The organism is Micromonospora sp. 067-2, from assembly GCF_046549295.1.
In the GTDB taxonomy this organism is placed as follows: Bacteria; Actinomycetota; Actinomycetes; order Mycobacteriales; family Micromonosporaceae; genus Micromonospora.
The window spans coordinates 310,554-333,662 of the sequence record NZ_JAJPWB010000006.1 but is presented as its reverse complement, the minus strand read 5'-3'; the positions used below and the strand labels follow the sequence as shown (position 1 = coordinate 333,662).

20 protein-coding genes are annotated in these 23,109 nt (G+C 70.7%); 9 read left to right on the top strand and 11 right to left on the bottom strand.

The genetic code is table 11. The features are described from left to right. Window positions 1-49: 49 nt before the first annotated feature. From ACLJN9_RS16870 to ACLJN9_RS16855, 4 genes are all read left to right on the top strand, one after another. Window positions 50-1,054, top strand: coding sequence for a diacylglycerol/lipid kinase family protein (locus ACLJN9_RS16870; protein ID WP_410812297.1), 1,005 nt, complete (start codon window positions 50-52; stop codon window positions 1,052-1,054). Next, the gene (locus ACLJN9_RS16865; RefSeq protein WP_410812296.1) at window positions 1,047-2,048 is read left to right on the top strand and encodes a YihY/virulence factor BrkB family protein; all 1,002 of its coding nucleotides are present in this window, start codon (window positions 1,047-1,049) and stop codon (window positions 2,046-2,048) included. Before ACLJN9_RS16870 ends, ACLJN9_RS16865 begins: the two co-directional genes overlap by 8 nt. Before the next feature lie 70 nt (window positions 2,049-2,118). Beyond that, window positions 2,119-3,609, top strand: coding sequence for a phosphatase PAP2 family protein (locus tag ACLJN9_RS16860; RefSeq protein ID WP_410812295.1), 1,491 nt, complete (start codon window positions 2,119-2,121; stop codon window positions 3,607-3,609). Window positions 3,610-3,617: 8 nt separating this feature from the next. After that, window positions 3,618-4,427 (top strand): endonuclease/exonuclease/phosphatase family protein, encoded by an 810-nt coding sequence (locus ACLJN9_RS16855; protein WP_410812294.1) that lies wholly within the window; start codon window positions 3,618-3,620, stop codon window positions 4,425-4,427. Window positions 4,428-4,573: 146 nt separating this feature from the next. On the opposite strand, the gene ACLJN9_RS16850 is transcribed toward ACLJN9_RS16855, so the two are convergent. Continuing rightward, window positions 4,574-5,389 (bottom strand): alpha/beta fold hydrolase, encoded by an 816-nt coding sequence (locus tag ACLJN9_RS16850; protein WP_410812293.1) that lies wholly within the window; start codon window positions 5,387-5,389, stop codon window positions 4,574-4,576. An 83-nt stretch (window positions 5,390-5,472) separates the two neighbouring features. After that, a complete protein-coding gene (locus ACLJN9_RS16845) occupies window positions 5,473-6,435 on the bottom strand; it encodes a TIGR03557 family F420-dependent LLM class oxidoreductase (RefSeq protein WP_410812481.1) in 963 nt (320 codons plus the stop codon). A 375-nt stretch (window positions 6,436-6,810) separates the two neighbouring features. Between ACLJN9_RS16845 and ACLJN9_RS16840 the strand changes: the two genes are divergently transcribed. Continuing rightward, a complete protein-coding gene (locus tag ACLJN9_RS16840; RefSeq protein ID WP_410812292.1) occupies window positions 6,811-8,193 on the top strand; it encodes a cellulase family glycosylhydrolase in 1,383 nt (460 codons plus the stop codon). Window positions 8,194-8,244: 51 nt separating this feature from the next. Here ACLJN9_RS16840 and ACLJN9_RS16835 read toward each other — a convergent pair whose 3' ends face one another. The 7 genes from ACLJN9_RS16835 to ACLJN9_RS16805 form a co-directional block, all read right to left on the bottom strand. Then, window positions 8,245-8,565, bottom strand: coding sequence for a DMT family transporter (locus tag ACLJN9_RS16835; RefSeq protein ID WP_410812291.1), 321 nt, complete (start codon window positions 8,563-8,565; stop codon window positions 8,245-8,247). Between the two features lie 507 nt (window positions 8,566-9,072). Continuing rightward, a complete protein-coding gene (locus ACLJN9_RS16830) occupies window positions 9,073-10,557 on the bottom strand; it encodes a sigma-70 family RNA polymerase sigma factor (RefSeq protein WP_410812480.1) in 1,485 nt (494 codons plus the stop codon). Between the two features lie 33 nt (window positions 10,558-10,590). Further along, complete coding sequence (locus tag ACLJN9_RS16825) at window positions 10,591-10,992, bottom strand: YciI family protein (RefSeq protein ID WP_410812290.1); 402 nt, start codon at window positions 10,990-10,992, stop codon at window positions 10,591-10,593. 104 nt (window positions 10,993-11,096) lie between these two features. After that, a complete protein-coding gene (locus ACLJN9_RS16820) occupies window positions 11,097-13,232 on the bottom strand; it encodes an alpha-galactosidase (RefSeq protein ID WP_410812289.1) in 2,136 nt (711 codons plus the stop codon). Continuing rightward, complete coding sequence (locus tag ACLJN9_RS16815; protein WP_410812288.1) at window positions 13,229-14,140, bottom strand: carbohydrate ABC transporter permease; 912 nt, start codon at window positions 14,138-14,140, stop codon at window positions 13,229-13,231. The genes ACLJN9_RS16820 and ACLJN9_RS16815 overlap by 4 nt, the downstream gene beginning before the upstream one ends. Next, the gene (locus tag ACLJN9_RS16810) at window positions 14,137-15,093 is read right to left on the bottom strand and encodes a carbohydrate ABC transporter permease (protein WP_410812287.1); all 957 of its coding nucleotides are present in this window, start codon (window positions 15,091-15,093) and stop codon (window positions 14,137-14,139) included. The genes ACLJN9_RS16815 and ACLJN9_RS16810 overlap by 4 nt, the downstream gene beginning before the upstream one ends. 21 nt (window positions 15,094-15,114) lie before the next feature. Next, window positions 15,115-16,452, bottom strand: a complete 1,338-nt coding sequence (locus ACLJN9_RS16805; protein WP_410812286.1) for an ABC transporter substrate-binding protein — start codon at window positions 16,450-16,452, stop codon at window positions 15,115-15,117. Between the two features lie 282 nt (window positions 16,453-16,734). On the opposite strand from ACLJN9_RS16805, the gene ACLJN9_RS16800 reads away from it, so the two are divergent. Together ACLJN9_RS16800 and ACLJN9_RS16795 are read left to right on the top strand one after the other, a co-directional pair. Further along, window positions 16,735-18,738: a beta-galactosidase gene (locus ACLJN9_RS16800; protein ID WP_410812285.1), complete on the top strand. Its 2,004-nt coding sequence runs from the start codon at window positions 16,735-16,737 to the stop codon at window positions 18,736-18,738. A gap of 36 nt (window positions 18,739-18,774) precedes the next feature. Beyond that, on the top strand, window positions 18,775-19,551 hold the full coding sequence (locus tag ACLJN9_RS16795) for a DeoR/GlpR family DNA-binding transcription regulator (RefSeq protein WP_410812283.1): 777 nt from the start codon (window positions 18,775-18,777) through the stop codon (window positions 19,549-19,551). Window positions 19,552-19,570: 19 nt separating this feature from the next. Here ACLJN9_RS16795 and ACLJN9_RS16790 read toward each other — a convergent pair whose 3' ends face one another. Then, complete coding sequence (locus tag ACLJN9_RS16790; protein ID WP_410812282.1) at window positions 19,571-20,191, bottom strand: TetR/AcrR family transcriptional regulator; 621 nt, start codon at window positions 20,189-20,191, stop codon at window positions 19,571-19,573. A 40-nt stretch (window positions 20,192-20,231) separates the two neighbouring features. Between ACLJN9_RS16790 and ACLJN9_RS16785 the strand changes: the two genes are divergently transcribed. Together ACLJN9_RS16785 and ACLJN9_RS16780 are read left to right on the top strand one after the other, a co-directional pair. Continuing rightward, complete coding sequence (locus ACLJN9_RS16785; RefSeq protein WP_410812281.1) at window positions 20,232-21,401, top strand: glycosyltransferase; 1,170 nt, start codon at window positions 20,232-20,234, stop codon at window positions 21,399-21,401. 112 nt (window positions 21,402-21,513) lie between these two features. Then, window positions 21,514-22,473 carry a sporulation protein gene (locus ACLJN9_RS16780; RefSeq protein ID WP_410812280.1) on the top strand — a complete coding sequence of 320 codons (960 nt, stop codon included), beginning with the start codon at window positions 21,514-21,516 and terminating at the stop codon, window positions 22,471-22,473. 74 nt (window positions 22,474-22,547) lie between these two features. Here ACLJN9_RS16780 and ACLJN9_RS16775 read toward each other — a convergent pair whose 3' ends face one another. Beyond that, window positions 22,548-22,925: a hypothetical protein gene (locus ACLJN9_RS16775; protein WP_410812279.1), complete on the bottom strand. Its 378-nt coding sequence runs from the start codon at window positions 22,923-22,925 to the stop codon at window positions 22,548-22,550. Between the last annotated feature and the right edge of the window lie 184 nt (window positions 22,926-23,109).

Genomic DNA, 23,109 nt, shown 5'->3' with positions numbered 1-23,109 from the left:
GGCCGCCCGAGGGCTCGCTGAAGCCGTTCCGGTGCTGCACACTGGCCCCGTGGATGTTGGAGAGGAACGGCGGCCCTCGGGCGGCGACGGTGGGCTGCGTTCTGCGGTGGTGGTCAACCCGGTCAAGGTCGGCGACGTCGACGAGCTGCGCCGCACCGTGAACGACGCCCTCGCCACCGCGGGCTGGCCCGAGCCCGAGTGGTTCGAGACCACCGTCGACGACCCCGGCCGCGGCCAGACCGAGCAGGCCGTCAAGAAGGGCATCGACCTGGTCTTCGCCTGCGGCGGTGACGGCACCGTGATGTCCTGCATCAGCGGCCTGGTCGGCACCGACGTGGCGCTGGCCGTGCTGCCCCAGGGCACCGGCAACCTGCTCGCCGCCAACCTGGGCCTCTCCACCGACCTGGCCGCCGGGCTGCAGGTCGCCATCGAGCGGGGTCGGCGGCTGCTCGACGTCGGCGAGGTCGAGAATCAGTACTTCGCCGTGATGGCCGGCATGGGCTTCGACGCCCAGATGCTGGCCGCCACCTCCGAGACCACCAAGGCGCGGATCGGCTGGCCCGCCTACGTGGTCGGCGCCGTCCGGCACCTGCGGGACCGGCCGATGCGGGTGAAGATCCGCATCGACGACCGCCCAGCGGTGCGCCGCCGCGCCCGCTCGGTGCTGATCGCCAACGTGGGCCGGCTCCAGGGCGGGATGCACCTGCTCACCGAGGCCGAGCCGGACGACGGATGGCTCGATGTCGCGGTGCTCACCCCGCACAGCCTGCGGCACTGGCTCGCGCTCGGCTGGGCGGTGATCCGCCGCAGCGGGCAGGTGCCACGGATGGAGGTGTTCCGCGGCCGACGTGTGGTGGTCACCAGTAACCGGGACCAGCCCCGGCAGCTGGACGGAGACCTCATCGCTCCGAGCCGGCAGCTGCAGGTCGACGTCCGACACCGGGCGCTCTGGCTCTGCGTGCCACAGCCTGAGGACGCCCCCGACCTGGCCGACGATGCGCGAAGCGCCGGGGAGCGGGGCGAGCGGCTGATCGAGGAAGCGCGCCGTGAGTAGCACCCGGATGGTGCCGGAGACCCGGCTGATGGCCGACGAGGAACTCTCCGCCGACGACGCTTGGCGCACCCTGCGCCGCCAGGGCGGCTGGCACCTGCTGCGGGACGCCTTCATCCGGTTCCGCTACGGCGACGGGTTCAGCCACTCCCGGGCCTTCGCGCTGCAGCTCTGCCTCGCCGTGGTGCCGTTCATGATCGCCCTCACCGGCCTGATCAGCGAGCTGGGCGTCGAGGAGGGCGGCCGGGTGGTCGCCGACACCGTGCTGGCGCTCACCCCCGGTCAGAGCGCGCAGATGGTCGCCGAACTGCTCGGTGAGGGCGAACGCGTCGAGGACGCCGGAGAGCTGGCGCTCACACTCGGTCTGCTGACCGGTCTGATCGCGCTGACCACCACGATGGCGCAGATCGAGCGGGGGGCCAACCGCATCTACGGCGTGGAACGGGACCGCCCGGCGCTGCGGAAATACCTCCGCGCAGCGGTGCTGGCCGTCACCGCCGGTCTGCCCGCGCTGGTCGGTTTCCTGATCCTGGTCGGCGGTGGCGCCATGGGCGACTCGGTACGGGAGCACTACGACTGGGGTGTGCTCGCCAACGGCATCTGGAACGTGGTCCGGTTCCCGCTGAGCCTCGGGCTGACCGTGCTCGCCGTCGCCGTGCTCTTCCGGCACGCGCCGCGCCGCAACCAGCCCGGCCTATCCTGGCTGTTCTTCGGCGCCGGCATCGCCACGGCGCTGTGGTGGCTGGCCAGCCTCCTGCTCGCCGCGTACGTGCGGTTCAGCGACGGATTCGGCCAGACCTACGGTGCGCTGACCGGGATGATGGCGCTGCTGCTCTGGGCCAACCTCACCGGGATGGCGCTCTTCGGCGGGCTGGCCTTCGCCGCCCAACTGGAGGCACTGCGCATCGGCGTCCGGGAACCCGCCCAGCCGGATCTGTGGGAGCCCGAGGCCGAACGCGCCGAGCTCCTCGACACCGGCGACAGGACAGCGCTGTAGCGACACCCGCGTGTACGCGCGCCGCGGATCGGGTACAGCGCCTCGCCAGAGACGACAAGGGAGGTGCGGGTTGACCGCGGTCAAAGAGGTGGCGCGGCGTCCGATCGGTCATTTCGCCGAGCGGAGCATCGCCGGTCTGGTCGCCGTCACCGGCGCCGGGGTGGCCTTCGGGCTGCTGTTGTTGCTCGTCCGGGTGCGGTGGAGCCCGTTGCAGGACGCCGACCACGCCGCCGCCGAATGGTTCAACTCGCTCGTCGCCCCGCACCACGCGCTGATCACCGTGCTCCAGGCGGTGACCGACCTGGGCGGCCGGCCGATCCTCATCTGGCTGGTCACCATCGCCGTGGTGGGGCTGCTGATCCGGCGGCAACCGCGGCTGGCCGTCTACCTGATCATCACCGGGGTCGGCGGTCTGATCCTCGACCCGTCGTTGAAGGCGCTGGTCGGCCGGCTCCGACCGGTGGTGGACGTGCCGATCGCCAGCGCTCCGGGCAACAGCTTCCCGAGCGGGCACGCACTGGGCTCCTTCGTCGCGTACGGGGCGCTGCTGCTGGTGTTCCTGCCGGCCATGGCACCCCGCTGGCGCAAGCCGGCGATCGTCGCGGTCGGCGTACTGGTGACCCTGATCGGGCTGACCCGGATCGCGTTGGGCGTGCACTTCATCTCCGACGTGCTGGCCGGCTGGCTGCTCGGCGCCGCCTGGCTCGGCGTCACCGCGTACGCGTTCCGGCTGTGGCGGCGTGAGCGGGGCCGTCCGGTGGCCCCGTTGACCGAGGGGCTGGAGCCCGAGGCCGGGCACGACATCGCCCCCGCCCCGGCCGAGGAGCACGTGCTGGCCCATCCCCGCTCGGCGGTGGCCGAGCTGCTGGTCGGCTGGGTGCTGGTGTTCGGGGCGCTGTACGCCTTCGGCATGTACGTCAGCTACCACGCCAAGGGCACCTTCTTCGACACCCTCGACACCGAGGTTCCGCGCTGGTTCGCCGACCGGCACACCGAGGTGCTCACCGAGGTGAGCTGGTGGTGGAGCAAGTTCGGTGACACCCATGCGATCCTGCTCATCTCACTGGTGTTCTGCCCGCTGGTGCTGGCGGTGTGGCGGCGTTGGCGACCGGTGCTGTTCGTGGCGCTGGCGATGGTCGGCGAGCTGACTCTCTTCCTCGCCTCCGCCAGGGTGGTCGAACGGCCGCGCCCGTCGGTGGAGAACCTGGACGGGCAGATGCCGACGTCCTCGTTCCCGTCCGGGCACATCGCGGCGACGATCTGCATCTGGCTGGCCATCACCGTCATCGTGCTGCCGCGTACCGATCGGTGGTGGCGTTGGATCTTCGTGGCCCTGGCGGTGATCATGCCGGTCGGGGTGGCTACCTCCCGGATGTACCGCGGGATGCACCACCCGACCGACTTCATGGGCGCGATCCTGCTCTCCGCGCTGTGGATCGGCCTGCTCTACCTGATCATCCGGCCCAACGCGGACCTGAAGGAAGGCAACCGGCCGGCCATCGAGTCGGAGGACGTGCACACCCTCGACGACGAGCTGGCCCGGGCCGGCCGGGCCGACTGAGCACCGCCGTGCTGCGGGTGATGACCTGGAACATCCGGACCGGCGGTAGGGACCGGGGTGGCCCCGACCGCCTGGATCGGGTGGTCGAGGTGATCACCGCGCAGGCGCCGGACGTGCTGGCCCTACAGGAGTTGCGCGACTTCGACCGGGGCGGGCTCATGGCCGAGGTGGCCGATCGGGTGGGGATGGCACCCCACCTGGCCCGGTCCTGTTTCGGGCAGCCGGTGGCGGTGCTGGTCCGGCCGCCGCTGCGGGTCGTCGCCGCGGGGGTGCTGCGCCGACCGTTCCACCACGCCGCCGCCCGCGTCGTGGTGGCCACCTCGGCCGGTCCGCTGACCGTGCTGGGCACCCACCTCTATCCATACTCCGGGGGCCGCCGGCGGGTGGAGGTCGACTGGCTGGTGGCCGCGCTGCGACGCGCCCAGGGGCCTCTGGCGCTGGTCACCGGCGACCTCAACTCGCTCGACCCGACCGTCGACCACACCGCGCGGCTCGCCGGGATGCCGGCCCTCTACCGGCGTCGCCACCTGCGGCGCGGCGGCGGCACCGTGGACACCCGCGTCGTCGCCCGGCTGCTGGCCGCCGGTCTGGTCGACCTCTGGCCGGCGGCCGCCGCCGGAGCGCCCGAGGCCGAGGGCCTCACCGTGCCCACCCGGCTCGGCGGGGCCGAGTTCGCCGGCATGCGACTGGACTACCTCTTCGGCACCCGAGAGCTGGCGGAGCGGGTACGGAACTGCCGGGTGATCCGTGGCGGGGCGGCGGACACGGCGTCCGACCACTATCCCGTACTGGTCGATTTGGACCTGACCGCCGACTGACCGCGGGTATCCGGTGCGTGCGCGGCGCCCGCACGCCGCGCAGACCTCAGAGCACCACGTTGATCAGGACGGTGAGCACCACCGAGGCGAGGATCGAGAAGAGGATCATGAGGAGGCAGCCGAGGCCGCCGCCGAGCGGCCGGATCTCAACGTTGCCGAAGCGCATCTGGTTCACCTGTCCGTGAGTGCGGGATTGGGGGGTCGAGCAGACGGCGGATCGCGCCCGCGACCGCCGTCGGGGCGGTCGTGACCACGTTGTGCGAGGCGCCGGGGACGACCACCAGGTCGCCGTCCGGCACCAGCCGGGCCACCTGGTCCCGCCAGTGTGTCGGCGCGATCGGGTCGCGGTCGCCGACGAGGACCAGGGTCGGCGCGGTGATCCGGACCAGGTCCGCCTCGATAGCGTTGTGGACGGAGTGCGACAGCGTCGCGAGCACCCGCCAAGGCCGCGCGTTCCACATGTCCCGGCTCAGGACGGGTGCCTGCAGCGGAGCCTCGCGTGTCGTGTCCACCAACCACCGGCCGAACAGGGCACGGCGGGACCGGGCGCTCGGATCGCTGGTCGGTCCGGCCAACACCAGCGCGCGAACCGCGCCCGGGTGGGCCGCGGCGAGCGCCGCGGCCACCTCGGCGCCGAACGAGTGCCCCAGCAGGCAGACCGGCGGCAGCCGGTACGCGGCCAACCAGGCGGCCAGGTGATCGGCGTGCCTGCGCACGTCGTACGCACCGCGGGGGCGCTCGCTCAGCCCGAAGCCGGGTAGGTCCGGCACGTACACCGGATGGGTTGCGGCGAGCGCGACGGCCAGCGGGGTGAGATAGCGGTGCGACACCGCCAGACCGTGCACCAGCACCACGGGAGGCGCCCCGGTCCCCGGGTCCGCGCTGCGCCGGGTGTGGGTGCGCAGACCGTCGACGAGCCGCCACTCGCTGGTCAGCCCGGAGGCTGGTCGGGGGGCGGCCATGGCGAGCCGCAGCTCGGCCCGCCCGAACCGACCGGCGGGATCGACTCGGGTCGGCTGGCGCGGCCGAGGGACGGCACCCGGCTTCACAGCTCGCGCAGCCGGGGCAGCAGCTGCTCCTGAGCCCAGTCCAGGAACATCGGCTGGCTCTCCCCGCCGACCTGGACGATCGCCACGTGGGTGAAGCCGGCGTCGACGAACTTTCGGAACGCCTCGACGTGCGCGTCCACGTCCGGACCGCAGGGAACGCCCTGGGCGACGTCCTCCTCCCGCACGAACTGCGTGGCGGCGGCGAAGGAGTCCGGACCGGGCAGGTCGGCGTTGACCTTCCAGCCCAGCCCGAACCAGCGGAACTGGTCGTGCACGATCTTGCGGCACTCCGCCTCGTCCGGGCCGTAGCAGATCGCCACCTGCCCGAAGCGGGGTTGGCCGGCGCCGCCGGCGTCGTCGTACATCTCGATGATGTGCCGGTCGGGCTCGGTGGCCACGATGCCATTGCCGTACTCGGCGGCCAGGGTGGCGGACTGCCGGCCGGAGGCGGCGATGGCCATCGGCACCGGCCGCTCCGGGCGGTCCCAGACGTAGGCGTCGGGCACGTCGAAGTGGTTGCCGGAGAAGGTCAGCGTCTCGCCGTTGAGCAGCGGTCGGATGATCTGCAACGCCTCCTCGAACATCTCGTGCCGCTGCTGCACGTGTGGCCAACTGCCGACCACGTGCTCGTTGAGGTTCTCCCCGGCACCCAGGCCGAGGGTGAACCGGCCGTCCGAGAGCGCACCGATCGTGCTGGCCTTCTGCGCCACGACGGCCGGGTGGTAGCGACGGATCGGGCAGGTCACGAAGGACATCAGCTCCGCGCGGGAGGTGGCGTGGGCGACCGCGCCGAGCACCGACCAGGCGTACGGGGAGTGGCCCTGGGCGTCCAGCCAGGGGTAGTAGTGGTCGGACATCACCAGCTGGTCGAAACCGGCCGCCTCGGCCCGCACCGCATAGTCGATCAACTGTTTCGGACCGGACTGCTCACCCATCAGGGTGTAGCCGACGCTGACCATCCCGATATCCCCTTCCACCGACAGATCGTCCCGAGATACCCAGGTCCGCACCAGCCAACCCTCCCGTCCGGTTCGAACGGGTGACGCTTGACGGATGACGACGGTCTGCCTACGGTCGCTCTTAACCGGTTTAGTTCCGGTGTGGCGCACATCCTGTGGTGGGGATGACCGCCCCGTGACGGCCCACGTCCGCGTGGGCCGTCACGGCTGTCTGCCAGCCGGGTCCGGCCACTGAACCGGTTGCGCCGACCAATCCATCGGCTTACGCTGATGCCTGCGCCGCCGGGATCCGGGCGGCGGCTGTCGGGCTGCAGCCGCCTTCCCCTGTCACGTCCCACCCCTGTCGGGCACCGGGGGTCCTCCCTGAGGAAGGCCATGAAGACTCGACTCTCTGCCGCCGGCGCGGCCCTGCTCGCACTACTCGTCGCCGTACTGGCGTTCGGCCAGCCGGCGCACGCCGCGGCTGGTTTCTCTGTCGCGGGCGGCAAGCTGTACGACGCCAACGGCGCCGAATTCATCATGCGCGGGGTCAACCACGCGCACACCTGGTACCCGCAGCAGACCAGCACGTTCGCCAACGTCAAGGCACTCGGCGCGAACACCGTCCGGGTGGTGCTCTCCAGCGGCGACCAGTGGACCCGCAACAGCAACGCCGACGTCGCCAACATCATCTCGACGTGCAGGGCCAACCGGCTGATCTGTGTGCTGGAGGTGCACGACACCACCGGCTACGGCGAGCAGGCCAGCGCGATCACTCTCGCTCGGGCGGTCGACTACTGGCTCAGCATCGCCGACGTCCTCGCCGGCGAGGAGAAGTACGTCATCGTCAACATCGGTAACGAGCCGTACGGCAACCAGGGCTATGCCTCCTGGGCCACCGACAGCGCCAACGCGATCAAGCGACTGCGCGCCGGCGGGCTGACCCACACGATCATGGTGGACGCCCCGAACTGGGGGCAGGACTGGTCGTTCACCATGCGCGACAACGCCGCGTCGGTGTTCGCCGCCGACCCGGCCCGTAACACCGTCTTCTCCATCCACATGTACGGCGTCTTCGACACCGCTGCCGAGATCAGTGACTATCTGGGCCGGTTCCGTTCCGCGGGGCTGCCCATCGTGGTCGGCGAGTTCGGCTTCAACCACTCCGACGGCAACCCGGACGAGGACACCATCCTCGCCTACAGCCAGGCCAACAGAATCGGCTGGCTCGGCTGGTCGTGGAGCGGCAACGGTGGTGGCGTGGAGTATCTCGACATGGCCACCTCCTTCAACCCGGCCAGCCTGACGAGTTGGGGTCAGCGGATCTTCAACGGGGCCAACGGCATCCGGCAGACCGCCCGGGAGGCAACGGTCTTCAGCGGTACGCCCCCGCCGACGACACCCCCGACCACGCCCCCGCCGACGACCCCTCCACCGTCGACGCCTCCGCCGCCCGCGCCGTCGACGCCCGCGCCGGTCGGTGGTTGCGCCGCGACCTACACGGTCGTCAACCAGTGGCAGGGCGGTTTCCAGGGTGAGGTGCGGGTGACCGCCGGCGCGACCGCGATCACCGGCTGGAGCGTTCGGTGGACCTTCGCCAACGGCCAGAGCATCAGCCAGTCCTGGAACACGACGCTGAGCACGAGTGGCGCCGTGGTGACCGCGCGCAACGTGGCCTACAACGGCAGGCTCGCCGCCCGCTCCAGCACCAGCTTCGGCTTCATCGGCAGCTGGACCGGCAGCAACGCCAGGCCCGAGGTGAGTTGCACCGTGAGCTGACCGACGTCCAGGTGGCCGGCCCGTCGCCAGGTCCGGCCACCTGGACCCTGCTCAGTGCTTGCCGGCCAGGTTCACGATGACCACACCACCGATGATCAGCGCGATGCCGACCAGCTTGGCCAGTCCGACCGGCTCATCCAGGAACACCGCCCCGATCGCCACGATGGTGGCGGTGCCCAGACCTGACCAGACGGCATACGCGACGCCGACGGGGATCACCTTCACCGCCTGGGCCAGCAGAATGAACGCCAACAGGTAGCCGCCGAGGCAGGCCACCGTCGGCCCGATCCGGCTGAAGCCGGCGGTGGCCTTGATCAGGCTGGTCGCCAACACCTCCGCGGCGATGGCGATCCCCAGCAACACGTACGCCATGCGGTCCTCAGTCCTGGGTGCTCGGTGGGAAGGTCGTCGCTGGTCAGGCTAACGTCGCCGACGGGCGGGATCCGCCGCTGCGACGGTCAAGGCGGGTCGGCACGGCGCGCGGATCACCCCAGCGGTGACGCCGGCGCGCCGGGGTGCATGTGTCATCCGGGCCCTTTGGAGCTGATGTCACAAACGATTCATGCCCTGCCCCGGTCGCCCTGCCCCGGTCGCCCTGCCCCGGTCGCCCTGCCCCGGTCGCCCTGGCTGAGTCGCCCTGGCTGAGTCGCCCGAGCGTGGGACGGGTGAAACACCATTGCTGTCATCGGCTCGCTGTGACGCCCATGGCGTTCCACTCGTGCCTGGGCTGGTCACACCCGGTCGACGTTGTTGGCATTTGTGGGTCTCCGTCGCTGAATCGTCTACGACATCAGCTCCATAGGAAGGCCAGGGGCTTGCTCGGCCTTGCGGTTCAGCTGCCTGCCCGACCGGTTGGCCTCGGTCCGGTCCGGCGCGACGTCAGCTCGTGTTCGGTCCGGCCCCGGTCGGGCGTCCTTGCCCAGCAGCGGGCGGTGTGCCGGCGGCCGTGGGCGGCGCGACGTCGGCCGCGGGCGGTGTGCCGGCGGCCGTGGGTGGTGCGACGTCGGCCGCGGGCGGTGTGCCGGCGGCCGTGGGTGGTGCGACGTCGGCCGCGGGCGGTGCGACATTGGCCGTGGGCGGCGCGACGACGGCCGTGGGCGGCGCGGCGTTGGTGGTGGGCGGCGCGGCGTTGGTGGTGGGCGGCGCGACGTCGGTCGCGAGTCGGGCCGCCCGCATGGTGAGGTAGCGGTGCTCGGGCAGGCTGCTCGTGCGTCCGGCGGCGGCCCGGTAGTCAGCGATCGCCCGGGCCCGGTCGCCGGCCATCTCGTGCAGGTGCGCGCGGGCGGCGGACAGCCGGTGGTGTCCGGCCAGCCGCGGATCGTCGGCCAACGTGTCGAGGGCTGCCAGTCCGGCTTCCGGTCCGTGCACCATCGCGGTCGCCACGGCCCGGTTGAGCGACACCACAGGGCTGCCGGACATTCGTTCCAGCACCCCGTAGAGCGCCAGGATCTGCGGCCAGTCCGTCGCCCCGGTGCTGGGCGCCTCGTCGTGCAGCGCGGCAATGGCGGCCTGCACCTGGTAGGGGCCGACCGGGCCGCGCGGCAGCACCCGGGTGACCAGCGCGACGCCCTCGGCGATCGCCGCAACATCCCAGCGGCTGCGGTCCTGGTCGGCCAGCGAGATCAGCTCACCGGCTGGGCCGGTCCTGGCGGCGCTGCGTGCCTCGGTGAGCAGCATCAACGCCAGCAGCCCGGCCGACTCGCTGTCGGCGGGCAGCCGCGCGTGCAGCGCGCGGGTCAGCCGGATCGCCTCGACGGCGAGGTCGACCCGGCGCAGGTCCGCACCGGCGCTGCTGGTGTGCCCCTCGGTGAAGATCAGGTACAACACCTGCCGTACGGCGGTGAGCCGGTCCGCCCGCTGCGCTGCCTCGGGCATCCGAAACGGCAGCCCGGAAGAGCGGATGCGCTGCTTGGCCCGGCTGATCCGCTGCGCCATGGTCGTCTCCGGCACCAGGAACGCACGGGCGATCTCGGCGGTGCTCAACCCACCGACCGCGCGCAGGGTCAGTGCGACGGCCGACGCCGGGGCGAGAGCAGGGTGGCAGCAGAGGAACAGCAGGACCAGGGTGTCGTCGCGCTCGGCGGTCAGCTCCTCGTCCGCACTCTGGGCGTGCTGTCGGTCGTCCGGCTCCCGGCGGGCGACCAGGTCCTCCCGGCGGCGCCGGGCCTGCTCGCCGCGGATCAGCTCGACCATCCGGCGGTAGCCGACCTGGATCAGCCAACCGCGCGGGTTCGCCGGCACGCCCTCCGCCGGCCACTGGGTGGCGGCCGCCAGCAGGGCCTCCTGCACCGCGTCCTCGGCGGTGGTGAAGTCACCGAACCGCCTGGTGAGCACGCCGAGGACCTGCGGCGCCAACTCGCGCAGCAGGTCCTCGATGCGGGGATCGGTTGTCAGCCCTCAGAGCTCCTGGGGCGGGGCGGACATCACCGGGTGCACCTCGATCGGCATGTTCAGCGGCCGGCCGCCGGGGCCGGGTGCGGTGGAGATGTACGCGGCGATCTCGACCGCCCGCTGGGGCGTCTCGCAGTCGACGATCCACCAGCCGGCGAGGAACTCCTTGGTCTCGGCGAACGGTCCCTCGGTGACCACCGGCGCGCCGTCGGACCCGGCGCGGACGATCCGGGCCTGCGCCGGGCCACCCAGCCCCTGCGCGTCGACCAGCTCACCGTCGCCGGTGAGTTTGCCGTCGACCTCCTGCATGAAGCCGATGTGCGCCCGGATCTCCTCCGGGCTCCAGGTGTCGATGCCCGGGAAGTCGGTCCCGGCGGCGCTGAACTGCATCAGCAGCATGTACTTCATTGTTCCGCTCCTCACGCCTGCGCACCATCTTCGGTGCTCTCACCCTCAGGTAGAAGCAGGCGGCACCGTTCTCGACACCCCGGCCAAAGATTCCGGGATTCTTTCTAGTCGACGGCGGTGACCTCCAGGACCAGGCTCTGCTCCGGATGCAGCGCGGGCATTTGTACCCCCACCCGGGCCAGCGCCGCCCCGGTGAGCGAGACGCCGGCGGCCAGCCACCGCGGCGCGAGCCGGTCGATGGTCGCCGGTGCCGGCACGTCCGACACCGGCCGCACCAGGTAACGCCGGCCGGGGTCCAGGCCGGGCAGCCGGAGCGCGCCCGGGGTCTGCGTCGCCGAGGTGACCAGCCGGGCCACCGCGTACACCGCTCGGGTCTTGTTGTGGTCGACCACGCCGTGCGCCCACACGGCCGGGTCCGGATGGTCGATCCGGACCACCCGGCCGGTGTGCAGCAGCGGTCGCAGCCGCTTGTGCAGTGCCACCCAGGCGGCCAGCTCGGCCTGCTCGGCGGAGCTGATCGACGCGATGTCCCACTCGATGCCGTGGTGGCCGAAGAGCGCGGTGGCCGCCCGGAAACCGAGGTCGTGCACCCGACTGGTGGTGTGCGAACGCTCCGGTCCGACGTGCGTGCCGACCAGCTCCGGTGGCAGCAGCAGCCCGGTCCAGCGCTGGATGCTGAGCCGTTCCAGGGCGTCGTTGCAGTCACTGGCCCACACCCGGTCGGTGCGCGCCAGTATGGCCAGGTCGACCCGGGCCCCGCCGGACGCGCAGCTTTCGATCTCCAGATCGGGATGGCGGCTGCGCAGTTCGTCGAGGAGCCGATAGACCGCCAGCGTCTGCCGGTGCACGCCGGGCCGGCCGTCGTGCCCGGCCTCGGTGAGGTCCCGGTTGTGGTCCCACTTCAGGTAGCTGATGCCGGGATGCTCGGTGAGCAGCTTGTCGAGCCGTTCCAGCAGATAGTCGTACGCCTCCGCCCGGCCGACGTCGAGCACCTGCTGCTTGCGCCAGAGCGGGGGCAGACGCCCCGGTACGGCCAGCAGCCAGTCGGCGTGTGCGCGGAACAGGTCGGATTCGGGGTTGACCATCTCCGGCTCGACCCAGAGGCCGAACTCCAGGCCAAGGCCGGTCACGTGGTCGATCAGTGGTTGCAGGCCGTCGGGCCAGACGTCCTCGTCGACGAACCAGTCACCGAGCCCGGCGGTGTCGTCGCGCCGGCCGCGGAACCAGCCGTCGTCCAGGACGAACCGCTCGACGCCGATCAGCGCGGCCTGGTCGGCGAGCGACCGAAGCCGGTCCAGGTCGTGGTCGAAGTAGACCGCCTCCCAGACGTTGAGGGTCACCGGGCGGGCGGTACGTGGGTGCTCGGGCCGGGCACGCAAATGCGTGTGCAGGACGTCGCTGAGCCCGTCCAGCCCGGCGTCGGACCAGACCGCGTAGAGCAGGGGACTGGCGTACGACTCACCGGGACCGAGCCGGACCTCGCCGGGGGCCAGCAACTCGCCACCGCCCAGGGTCGACTCGCCGGTGGGCCGGCGCTCGGCGAAGGTGACGTGGTCGCCACTCCACGCCGTGTGCACCGCCCAGACCTCGCCGTGGCCGAAGCCGAACCCGGCGGTGCCGGCCACGAGCAGCAGGGTGGCGTCGTGCCCGGTGCGCCCGTGCCGGCCCTCACGGACCCAGGTGCCCTGCTGCCACGAGTGCCGCTGCGGGGAGCGCTCGCGGCACCACCGGCCGGTCAGGTCCAGCAGTTCGGTGGCGACCGCCGGCACGGGCAGCACGGGGGTCAGCTCCCGCAGCTCGTACCCGCTGTCGCCGTCGTTGCGCAGCCGGTGTCCGATGGTCAGCAGGCCGTACGGATCCAGCGCGACCTCGATGGTCAGGGCCAGACCGGCGCCCGGGTCCGACGCCCGCACGGTCACCCGCGCGGCGCCGGGCCCGTCGTCGTCCACGTCCAACCCGTCGAGGCGGAAGGCGGTGGACCAGTCCCGTCCGTCGCGGTGCCCGGCCAGTCCCGGCCGGCCGCTCCAGCCGGCGCTCTGCTCCGGCAGCAGGGAGAGCACGGTTGGCGCGTCGAAGCTGCTCGGCACCACCGGCGGTACGGTCGCGTCGGCGAGCTGGCGCAGACCGTCGTCGTCGGGGTGGCCGACGTCGCCACCCCAGTGCACGACCCGGGGCAGCCCCGGGCCGCGCGCGTCGAGCACCAGGCTGGTCCGCGCGCGGCGCAGGTGCAGGATCGTCATCCTTTGGAGGCTCCCAAGGTCAGGCCCCGGACGAAGTGCCGCTGGAGCATAAAGAAGATCACCAGGGTGGGGATCGCGACGAGCACGCTGCCCGCCGAGACCAGGTTGTTGTCGGTGAAGAACTCGCCGCGCAGGTTGTTCAGCGAGCTGGTGACCGGGAACTTGTCCCCGGTACGCATGAGCACGGTGGCCCAGAAGAACTCGTTGTAGATCCAGGTCACCTCCAGCGTCGCCAGGGCGGCCAGGGCCGGACGGCACAGTGGCATGGTGACCTGCCAGTACTGCCGCCACACGCTGGCCCCGTCGACCATCGCCGCCTCGTAGAGCTCGTGTGGCAGCGCCTTCATGTAGTTGCTGAGCACGAAGACACAGAAGCCACACTGGAAGGCGACGTTGATCAGGATCAGCCCCCAGTAGCTGTCGTAGAGCAGCTCCGAGTCGCTCATGAACTCCGGCAGGGGCACCTCGGTGAAGAGCCGGAAGAGCGGGATCAGCAGCGCCTGCTGGGGGAGCAGGTTGGCCGCGGTGAAGAGCCCCAGCAGGACGATGTTGAGCTTCCAGCTGAACCGGGCGATGACGAACGCCACGCACGAGGCGAGGAAGAGCGTCAGCAGCACGGCCGGCACCGTGATGTAGACGGAGTTGAGGAAGTGCTTGCCGAACTCGGCCGTCTTCCAGGCGGTGACGTAGTTGTCGAGGGTCCAGCCGCCGAACGAGGCGTAGCCGTTGGTGGCGGTGTACTGGTACGAGCGCAGCGAGCTCAGCACCGCCCAGGCGATCGGGAAGAGCCACGCCAGCGAGACGACGATGAGGAAGGCGTGCAGCAGGAGCCGCAGCGGAGTGAGTTTGCGGCGCTTCGGCGGCGCCCCGGCGGCGCGGTCCGGCCGCCGGGTCAGGGTCGCGGTCATCGCCGGTCCTCCCTCATCACGGTGCCCAGGTAGATGCCGATGAACACCAGCGAGACGAGCAGCATGATGGTCGCCAACGCCGAGCCGAAGCCGATCCGGCTCGCCTCGCCCACCACGTTCTGGGTGACCAGCGCGCTGATCAGCTCCAGGCCGTTGCGGCCCTTGTTGACCACCCAGACCAGGTCGAACGCCCGCAACGACTCGATCACCGTCACCACCAGCACGATGATGTTGATGGGCCGCATCACCGGGAAGACCACCCGGAAGAACGCCTTGCTCTCCGAGGCGCCGTCCACCGCGGCCGCCTCGCGCAGCGACGGGTCGACGCCCTTCAACCCGGCCAGGTAGAGCAGCATGATGTAGCCGACGTGCCGCCATCCGGAGGCGATCATGACCGCCCAGATGTTGACGCTGGAGTCGCCGTACCAGTCGACGTTGCTGCCGAACACCGCGTTGATCAGACCCTGGTCGCGGGAGTAGAGCAGTTGCCACACAAAACCGATGAGCGCGAGCGAGAGCACCACCGGCATGTACAGCGCCGTCTGGTAGAAGCGGCTGCCGCGCAGCTCCTTGTCCAGCAGGACGGCCAGGAACATGCCGAACGGGCTGGCAACGCCGAAGAGGACGGCCAACCAGAGCAGGTTGTGCTGGATCGCGGGAACGAACGGCGGGTAGATGTTGACCACGTCGCTGTAGTTGCGAGCGCCGACGAAGTCGATGTCCTTCAGTGGGCCGATGCCGTCCCAGTCGGTGCCGGAGAGCAGCACGGTGGCCACCGCCGGCAGCCAGACGAGCCCGGTGACGAGCAGCAGCGGGACGAGCACCATCAGCGTGATGACCACGCGGTCGGTGCGGGACAGGAGCCGTAGCCGCCGGCGACGGCCACCCGTGGGGGTGGCCGCGGCCGGCGACGGCACGGCGCGATCCGCTTGGATCAGGGGTAGGTCGGACATGATGTCCTCCCCTTTCCGCCGTCAGTCGGTGAAGATCGACTTCTTCTGGTTCTCGATGGACGACGTGAGCCCGCCGATGTCCTTGGGGTTCTTGATGAACTGCTGGATCGCCGGGATGATCACCGTCGAGGCGAAGTCCGGCCGGGTGTCCCGGTCCAGGAACTGGGCGATCTCGGTGGCCGAGCCGACCAGTTCGGCCGCCTTCTTCTGCAGGGCGGTGTAGCCGCTGGTGTCCCCGCCGGTGTTGGCGACCAGGGTGCTCGGGTCGTTCTTCACCGTGATGTCCGCGGCGGCCTTGCCACCCACGTACTCCAGCAGCTTCTTGGCGTTGGCCTCGGACTTCGGCTTGCGGGCCATCATGTAGCCGTCGATCGGGGCGTCGAGGGCCTTCGCGCCGATCGACGGGTCGATCTCGGGGAAGGTGAAGAAGTCGAGGTCGGCCTGCTCCTCGTTGCTGAACTGCTGCGCGACGAAGAGGCCGAGCAGGTACATGCCGCTCTTCTTCTGCTGCAGCGACTGCGCCGCCTCCTGCCAGGTGCGACCCAGGCTGTCCGGTTGGTGCACCGGCAGCAGACCCGCCCAGGTGTCGAACACCTTCTTGACCTTGTCCGAGGTCCAGGCCTCCTTGCCGGCCATCAGGTCGACGTGGAACTGGTAACCGTTGATCCGCAGGTTGAGGATGTCGAAGGTGCCCATCGCCGGCCAGCCGTCCTTGTCGGCGAAGGCGATGGGCGTGAGGCCGTCCTTCTTCATCTGGCCGCTCAGCGAGGTGAGCTGGTCCAGAGTGGTGGGCACCTCGTAGCCGTACTGCTTCCAGACCGACTTGCGGTAGAACACGGCCCACGGATAGTAGGACGCCGGCACGAAGTACTGCTTGCCGTCGTCGCCGGTGGATGCCTTCTTGAACGCGTCGGAGAAGCCGGAGAGTTTGCCCCACACGTCGCTGACGTCGCCGGCCAGACCCTTGGCGGCGAAGAAGCGCATCCGGTAGCCGGCGAACCACATGTACACGTCGTCCGGCTTGCCCTGCAGGTAGTTGTTGATGTTCTCCTGGTACGTGTTGTGGTCGACCGTGTTGATCGCGGGCGTGATGCCGGACGAGGTCTTGAACCCGTCCATGACCTTGGCGATGACGTCCTTCGGCTTCGGGTCGGACTGGTTGGAGCCGACCGAGATGTTCTTCGAGTCGGACCCGCCGGAGCCGGAGCCGGAGTCGTCGCCGCAGCCGGCGAGCAGACCGGTGCCGAGCAGCGCGCCCGTGCCGGCCGCGCCGGCCAGCAGCGACCGTCGGTTGATGCCGGCGACGGAGGGCGGTACGAGCCGAGCCAGGTACTCGGCTTGGGATCGGGGACGGGACATCTGTGCCTCCTGCGGATGAAGAGGTGCTTCGCCCAAGGGCCGTCAGTGCGGGGGTGTGGATCGCTGCCGTCATGAACCATCGGGTTCCACCGAGAATCCACATTGGCAAACACGACCCGGCCATCGGGGCCTCAAGCTACCGCTCCTTGGCGCACTGTCAAGAGGGCAGATCGCGTCCCGACACGCAGTCGTAACCTGGCTGTTACCCGGTAAACGTTGGAAAGCAGACCGGTGTTGAAAAGTGTTGACTTCCGTCCGGTGGCAGGTGCACCCTCAGCTCTCATGCGGCGATGGCAGGGCGATGGCATCTATTTCGGTGGCGACTACAACCCGGAGCAGTGGCCCGAGCGGACCTGGTCGGAGGACGTCGAGCTGATGCGTCGGGCCGGGGTCAACCTGGTCTCCGTCGGCATCTTCTCCTGGGCACTGCTGGAGCCCACCCCCGGCCGGTTCGAGTTCGATTGGCTGGACCGCGTGCTGGACCTCCTGCACGGCGGCGGGATCCAGGTCGACCTGGCCACCGCCACCGCCAGCCCGCCACCGTGGCTGGCCCGCGCACACCCGGAGACGCTGCCCCGGCGGGCCGACGGCGCGATCCTCTGGCCGGGAGGGCGACAGGCGTACTGCCCCAGTTCCCCGGTGTTCCGCGAGCGGTCGTTGGACCTCGTCCGGGCGGTCGCCGGCCGGTACGCCGAGCACCCGGCGGTGGTGATGTGGCACGTCTCCAACGAGCTGGGCTGCCACAACGTGCACTGCTACTGCGACGTCAGCGCGGAGGCGTTCCGCGACTGGCTGCGCGAGCGCTACGGCGACCTGGACCGGCTCAACGACGCATGGGGCACCGCGTTCTGGAGCCAGCGCTACGGAGACTGGGCCGAGATCAACCCGCCGCGGACCGCGCCGACGTTCGCCAACCCCACGCAGCAGCTGGACTTCCTGCGCTTCTCCTCCGATGAGCAGCGCGCCCAGTTGCGTGCCGAGCGGAAACTGCTGAAGACGTTGGTCAGCCAGCCGGTGACGACCAACTTCATGATCGGCACCGGGATCAAGCACATGGACTACTACTCCTGGGCCGGCGACGTGGACCTCGTCTCCAACGACCACTACCTGACCGCCGCCGACCCGCAGGCGCACCTCGGGCTGGCGCTCTCCGCCGATCACACCCGCGGCGTCGCCGGCGGTGATCCGTGGCTGCTCATGGAGCACTCCACCAGCGCGGTGAACTGGCAGCCGCGCAACGTGGCCAAGCTGCCGGGGCAGCTGCGCCGCAACAGCCTCGCGCACGTCGCCCGGGGCGCCGACGGGGTGCTGTTCTTCCAGTGGCGGGCCGCGCGGGCCGGCGCCGAGAAGTTCCACTCCGCGCTGGTGCCGCATGCCGGGGCCGACACCAAGGTGTTCCGCGAGGTCTGCCAGCTCGGCGCCGACCTCAAGGCGCTCGCCGAGGTGCGCGGCAGCCGGGTGGACGCCGACGTGGCGATCCTGTTCGACTGGGAGGCGTGGTGGGGCGTCGAGCTGGACTCGCACCCGAGCGTCGACGTCCGCTACGCCGACCGGCTGACCGCCCTGTACGGCGCGCTGTGGCGGGCCGGCGTGACCGCGGACATCGTCCACCCGTCGGCCGACCTCACCGGCTACCGTCTGGTCCTGGCGCCCACGCTCTACCTGGTCCGCGACGCCGACGCCGACGCGCTGCGCAGGTTCGTCGAGGCCGGCGGCACGGCGGCGGTCACCTACTTCAGCGGCATCGTGGATTCCGACGACCACATCCGGTTGGGTGGTTACCCGGGCGCGTTCCGCGAGTTGCTCGGCATTCACACCGAGGAGTTCTTTCCGTTGCGGGAGGGCGAGCAGGTCCGGTTGGACGACGGCAGCACTGCCGACGTGTGGACCGAGTGGTTGCACACCGACGGCGCCGAGGTGCTCGCGTCGTACACCGACGGGCCCTTGCCGGGCGTGCCGGCGCTGACCCGGCATCCGGTCGGCGCGGGCACCGCCTGGTACGTCGGCACCCGGCTGGACGAGCCGGCCACCGACCGGCTGGTCGCCCGGCTGCTCGACGAGGCCGGCGTCGCCCCGGCGGCGCAGGCGCCGACCGGCGTGGAGGTGGTCCGACGGCGCGACGGCGAGCGGACCTGGCTCTTCGTGATCAACCACACCGAGGCAGAGGTACGGCTCTCGGCCACCGGCACCGACCTGTTGACCGGCGCGCGGTGTGCCGGTGTCCTGACGGTGCCGGCCGGTGAGGTGGCCGTCATCCGTGAGGACCCGGCCACCGACTCGGCCTGACCCGGCAACAGCGACGGCGCGAAGGAGGTTGTCCAGGTGCTCGCCCAGCAGCGGCAGACCGCCATTCTCGATCTGATCCGTCAGCGTGGCGGCGTACGGGTCAGCCACCTGGTCAGCCGGTTCGGCGTGTCCGACATGACGATCCGGCGTGACCTGGAGGTGCTGGCCGAACGCGGCCTGGTGGACAAGGTGCACGGCGGCGCGACACTGGCCGGGCCGGGTTCGGCGGAGGAGCCCGGCTTCGCCGCGAAGTCGATCCGCCAGCAGGCGGAGAAGCGCGCCATCGCCGAGCGGGCGGCGACCATGGTGGAGCCGGGCATGGCCATCGCGCTCTCCGCCGGGACCACCACCGCCGCGCTGGCCACGCTGCTCTCCGACGTACGGGGGCTGACCGTGGTGACCAACTCGATCCCGGTGGCCGACGCGCTCTACCAGAATCCGCGCGCCGACCAGACGGTCGTGCTCACCGGCGGCATCCGTACGCCGTCGGACGCGCTCACCGGGCCGGTGGCCGAGGCGGCGATCAGCGCGCTCAACGTCGACCTGCTGTTTCTCGGCGTACACGGGCTCAGCCCACGGACCGGCTTCACCACGCCGAACCTGCTGGAGGCCGGGGTGAACCGGTGCCTGATCGGCGCGGCGCGCAGGCTGGTGGTGCTCGCCGACCACACCAAGTGGGAGACCATCGGCATCGCCACCATCGCTCCGCTGGAGGCCGCCGACGTGCTGATCACCGACGCCGGGTTGCCGGCGGAGGCGCGTACCGCCATCGGCGAGCAGGTCGGCGAGCTTGTCATCGTCGAGGCCGGCTGACGGCCGTCCGGCGCGATCGTCAGCTCGGAAGAAGCAGGGCCTCGGTGGCCCGGTCGACAAGCCACCGTTCCGCCTCGTCGTACGACCAGCCGCCCTCGTCGACGAGCTGCGGCCAGGAATGCAGTCCGAAGTAGAACCACAGCACCTGGGTGGCCTGCTCGACGGTGAGGCCGGGGCGCAGGGCGGAGAGCTCGTCTAGGCGTACCGCGCCTACCCGTAGCGCCTGCCGGTAGGCCGCCGCCGCATCCCGTGCCACGGCTGCCGCGCTCGATGTCATGGCTGCTGCGGCCCGCACCAGCCGGATTCGCTCATTGTGGTGGTCGTGGCCGTGCCGGGTGCCGGCGCCGAGCAGGCGCAGGACCTCCCGGGGGTCGGTGGCGGCCGCGGTGACCGCCACGGTGTGCGCCGTCTCCGGGTCTTTCACACCCGCCGCAATCAGTACCCGTAGCAGGTCCTGCTTGCCGCCGACGCTGGTGTAGACGGTCGCCACGGCCACCCGGGCGCGCGCGGCGATGTCGTTGATCGTCGTGGTCGCGTAGCCCTGGGAGAGGAACAGGTCCTGGGCCGCATTCAAGATCAACTGCCGGGTTTGCTCGGCGCTCTCCTGGCGCCGGTTGGCGCGGGGTCGAGTAGCAGCCACCCGGGCACTATACGGCGCACTTCGTCAGAGGAGTATTCTGATGACCATGCGAATCCTCTTCTCAACAGTGCCCGCTTTCGGCCACTTCCTGCCCCTGTTGCCGCTGGCCCGTGCGTTTTGCCGGCAGGGCGACGACGTCGCCGTCGTCACCGCCGAGGGCATGGTCCCGCTCATCGCACCCGAGGGCATCGAGCTGCTGCCGGCCGGTCCCATGCCGGACGTGCTCTTCGCCGAGGTGGGGCGCAGGCTGGGCATCAACCCCGCGACCGAGCCCACCCCGGAGGCCGTCGCCGAGTTCTTCGCCGGGGTCCGGGTCGACCTGACCGCCGACGAGGCGTTGGCGCAGGCGAAGAGCTGGCAGCCCGACCTGGTCATCAACGAATTGGTCGACTTCGTGGGGCCGTTGGTCGCCGCCAGCCTCGGTGTACCACTGGCCACCCTCGCGTTCGGGCCATCGGTGCCGGCCGACTTCACCGGTGCGCTGACCGCGGTGGTCCGCTCCCGCTACGAGGAGCGGGGGTTGGTCGCCCCGACGGGTACGCCGTCCGGTCGGTGGCTGCTGGACACCTGCCCGCCCGGGCTCCAGTTCGAAGACTTCGCCGTACCACCGACCGTGGAGCGGATCGCGCTGCGGCCCGAACCCCACCAGGCGCTTGACGCCCCTGCCGGAATCGACGCCGCGCCGACCGGCGGACGCCCGCGCGTGCTGGTGAGCTTCGGTACGGTCTTCGCCGACCCGGCCGTGGTCGGCCCGCTGCTCGGCGCGCTCACCGCCCTCGACGTCGACGTGGTGGCCACGCTCGGCCTTGACGGCAAGCCGGAGGACTACCAGCTCGACTCCGACCGGGTGGAGTTCAGCCCCTTCGTGCCGCTGGCCCAGTTGCTGGAGAACGTCACCGCGGTCGTCTCGCACGGTGGCGCCGGCACCACCCTCGGCACGTTGGCCCGGGGCATCCCGATGGTGGTCGTGCCGCAGGGTGCCGACCAGTTCTTCCAGGCGGACCGCGTCGCGGCGTCCGGGGCGGGCCTCGCGCTGATGCCCGGGCAGGCCGGTCCGGAGGCGATCGCGGCGGCGCTGCGCCGGCTGCTGGATGAACCGGCGTTCGCCGCCGAGGCGCGCCGGATCAGCGTCGAGGTTGCCGCGATGTCGTCACCCGACGAGGTGGCCGAGCGGCTCCGCGCCGGCGTGACCGGCGAAGGCCAGGGCTGATCGACTCTGGTTCGCCGCTTCACAGCCACCTCACAGGGGTGCTGGATAGGGTGCCGTTCGAGTCGACGTCCGACGCCATCCTGGAGCGGACGCCTGTTGCACGGGAGTTCCGATGGTCTTCAAGAAGATGTTGAGCGCGTTCGGTGTCGGCGGTCCCAGCGTGGACACCGTACTGACCAACCCCAACACCCGGCCCGGCCTGACCCTCGACGGGCAGGTCAACCTCGTCGGCGGGGACGGCCCGGCGGCCATCGAGCAGGTGGTGATCGGCCTGGTCACCCGCGTCGAGGTCGAGGGACACGACACCGAGTACGCGGGCACGTTGGAGTTCCACCGGATGGCCGTCAGCGGCCCGCTCCAGCTCGCGCCCAAGCAGCAGCTCTCGATTCCGTTCCAGCTGCCGGTGCCGTGGGAGACCCCGATCACCGACGTGTACGGCCAGCGCCTGCACGGCATGACGATGGGTTTGCGCACCGAACTGGCGGTGGCCCGCGCGGTGGACAAGAGCGACCTCGACCAGGTGGCGGTGCACCCGTTGCCGGTGCACGAGCGGATCCTGGAGGCGTTCCAGCGGCTCGGCTTCCGGTTCAAGCACGCCGACCTGGAGCGCGGCCACATCCGCGGCGTCCAGCAGACGCTGCCGTTCTACCAGGAGATCGAGTTCTTCGCCGCGCCGCAGTACGCGAACACCGTCAGGGAGGTCGAGTTGACCTTCGTGACCAGCCAGCGTGCCGTCGATGTGATCCTTGAGTGCGACAAGCGGGGTGGCTTCCTCAGCGCCGGCCATGACACGGTCGGCCGCTACCAGGTGTCGCACGCCGACGTCGACCGGGTGGACTGGGCGCAGGTCGTCGACGGCTGGTTGCGCGAGACGACCTCCCGCTACGGCAGCGTTCGTTCGCAGTACGGCGCGGGCCATGGTCATGGGCACGGCCACGGCCGGGGGCACGGCATGGGCGGGATGGTCGCCGGCGCGGCTCTCGGCGTCGCTGGCGGCATGATCGCCGGCGAGATGATCGATGACGCCTTCGACGGCGACATGGGTGGGGACTTCGGCGGCTTCGACGAATAGTCGTCCACATGCCACGGTGGCCTCCGGGAGATTCTCCCGGAGGCCACCGTGCGGCGTGCGGCCGCGTACCCCGATCAGTGCCGGGCCTTGCGCTCCTCGCTGCTGCGATGGTTGCTGCCGGCCTTGGCCAGGCCTCGGCTACCGAGGTAGCCCAGCGTCAGCAGGGTGATCAGGAACCAGGCATTGTCGGCCCGGAAGATGTCCACTCCGGTGGAGTTCCTACCAACGACCTGCGACGCGCCCAGCACGGCGATGACGGCGGCGATGTAGACCCAGAACTCGGTGGTCTTGAACGCCTGCTTGGTCTCCGTACCGGGTGCCTGCATGTCGTTGCGACGCCCGTCCTGCATGACCGGCATCTGCCGGGTCGACGTGTTCTGCATCGACGCGGGGTTCTGCGCGTCCGACATCGGCCGGTTCATGGGCCTGGTGGAAGCAGCCTGCGTGCTCATCTGGTCCTCCTCAGGATGCGATGAGTCGTACCTGCACTCCCTCGCCCCGCTACCGCGTTTCGGCCACGGCAGGGTTCGCGTACGTGGCGGGGACAACCCCCGACTACCCGAGGCCCCGGAGCAGGTAACACCGAACGCCGGCCGGAAAAGCCCGGCCGGCGTCCAGGTGTTCGGCGCGTCAGCG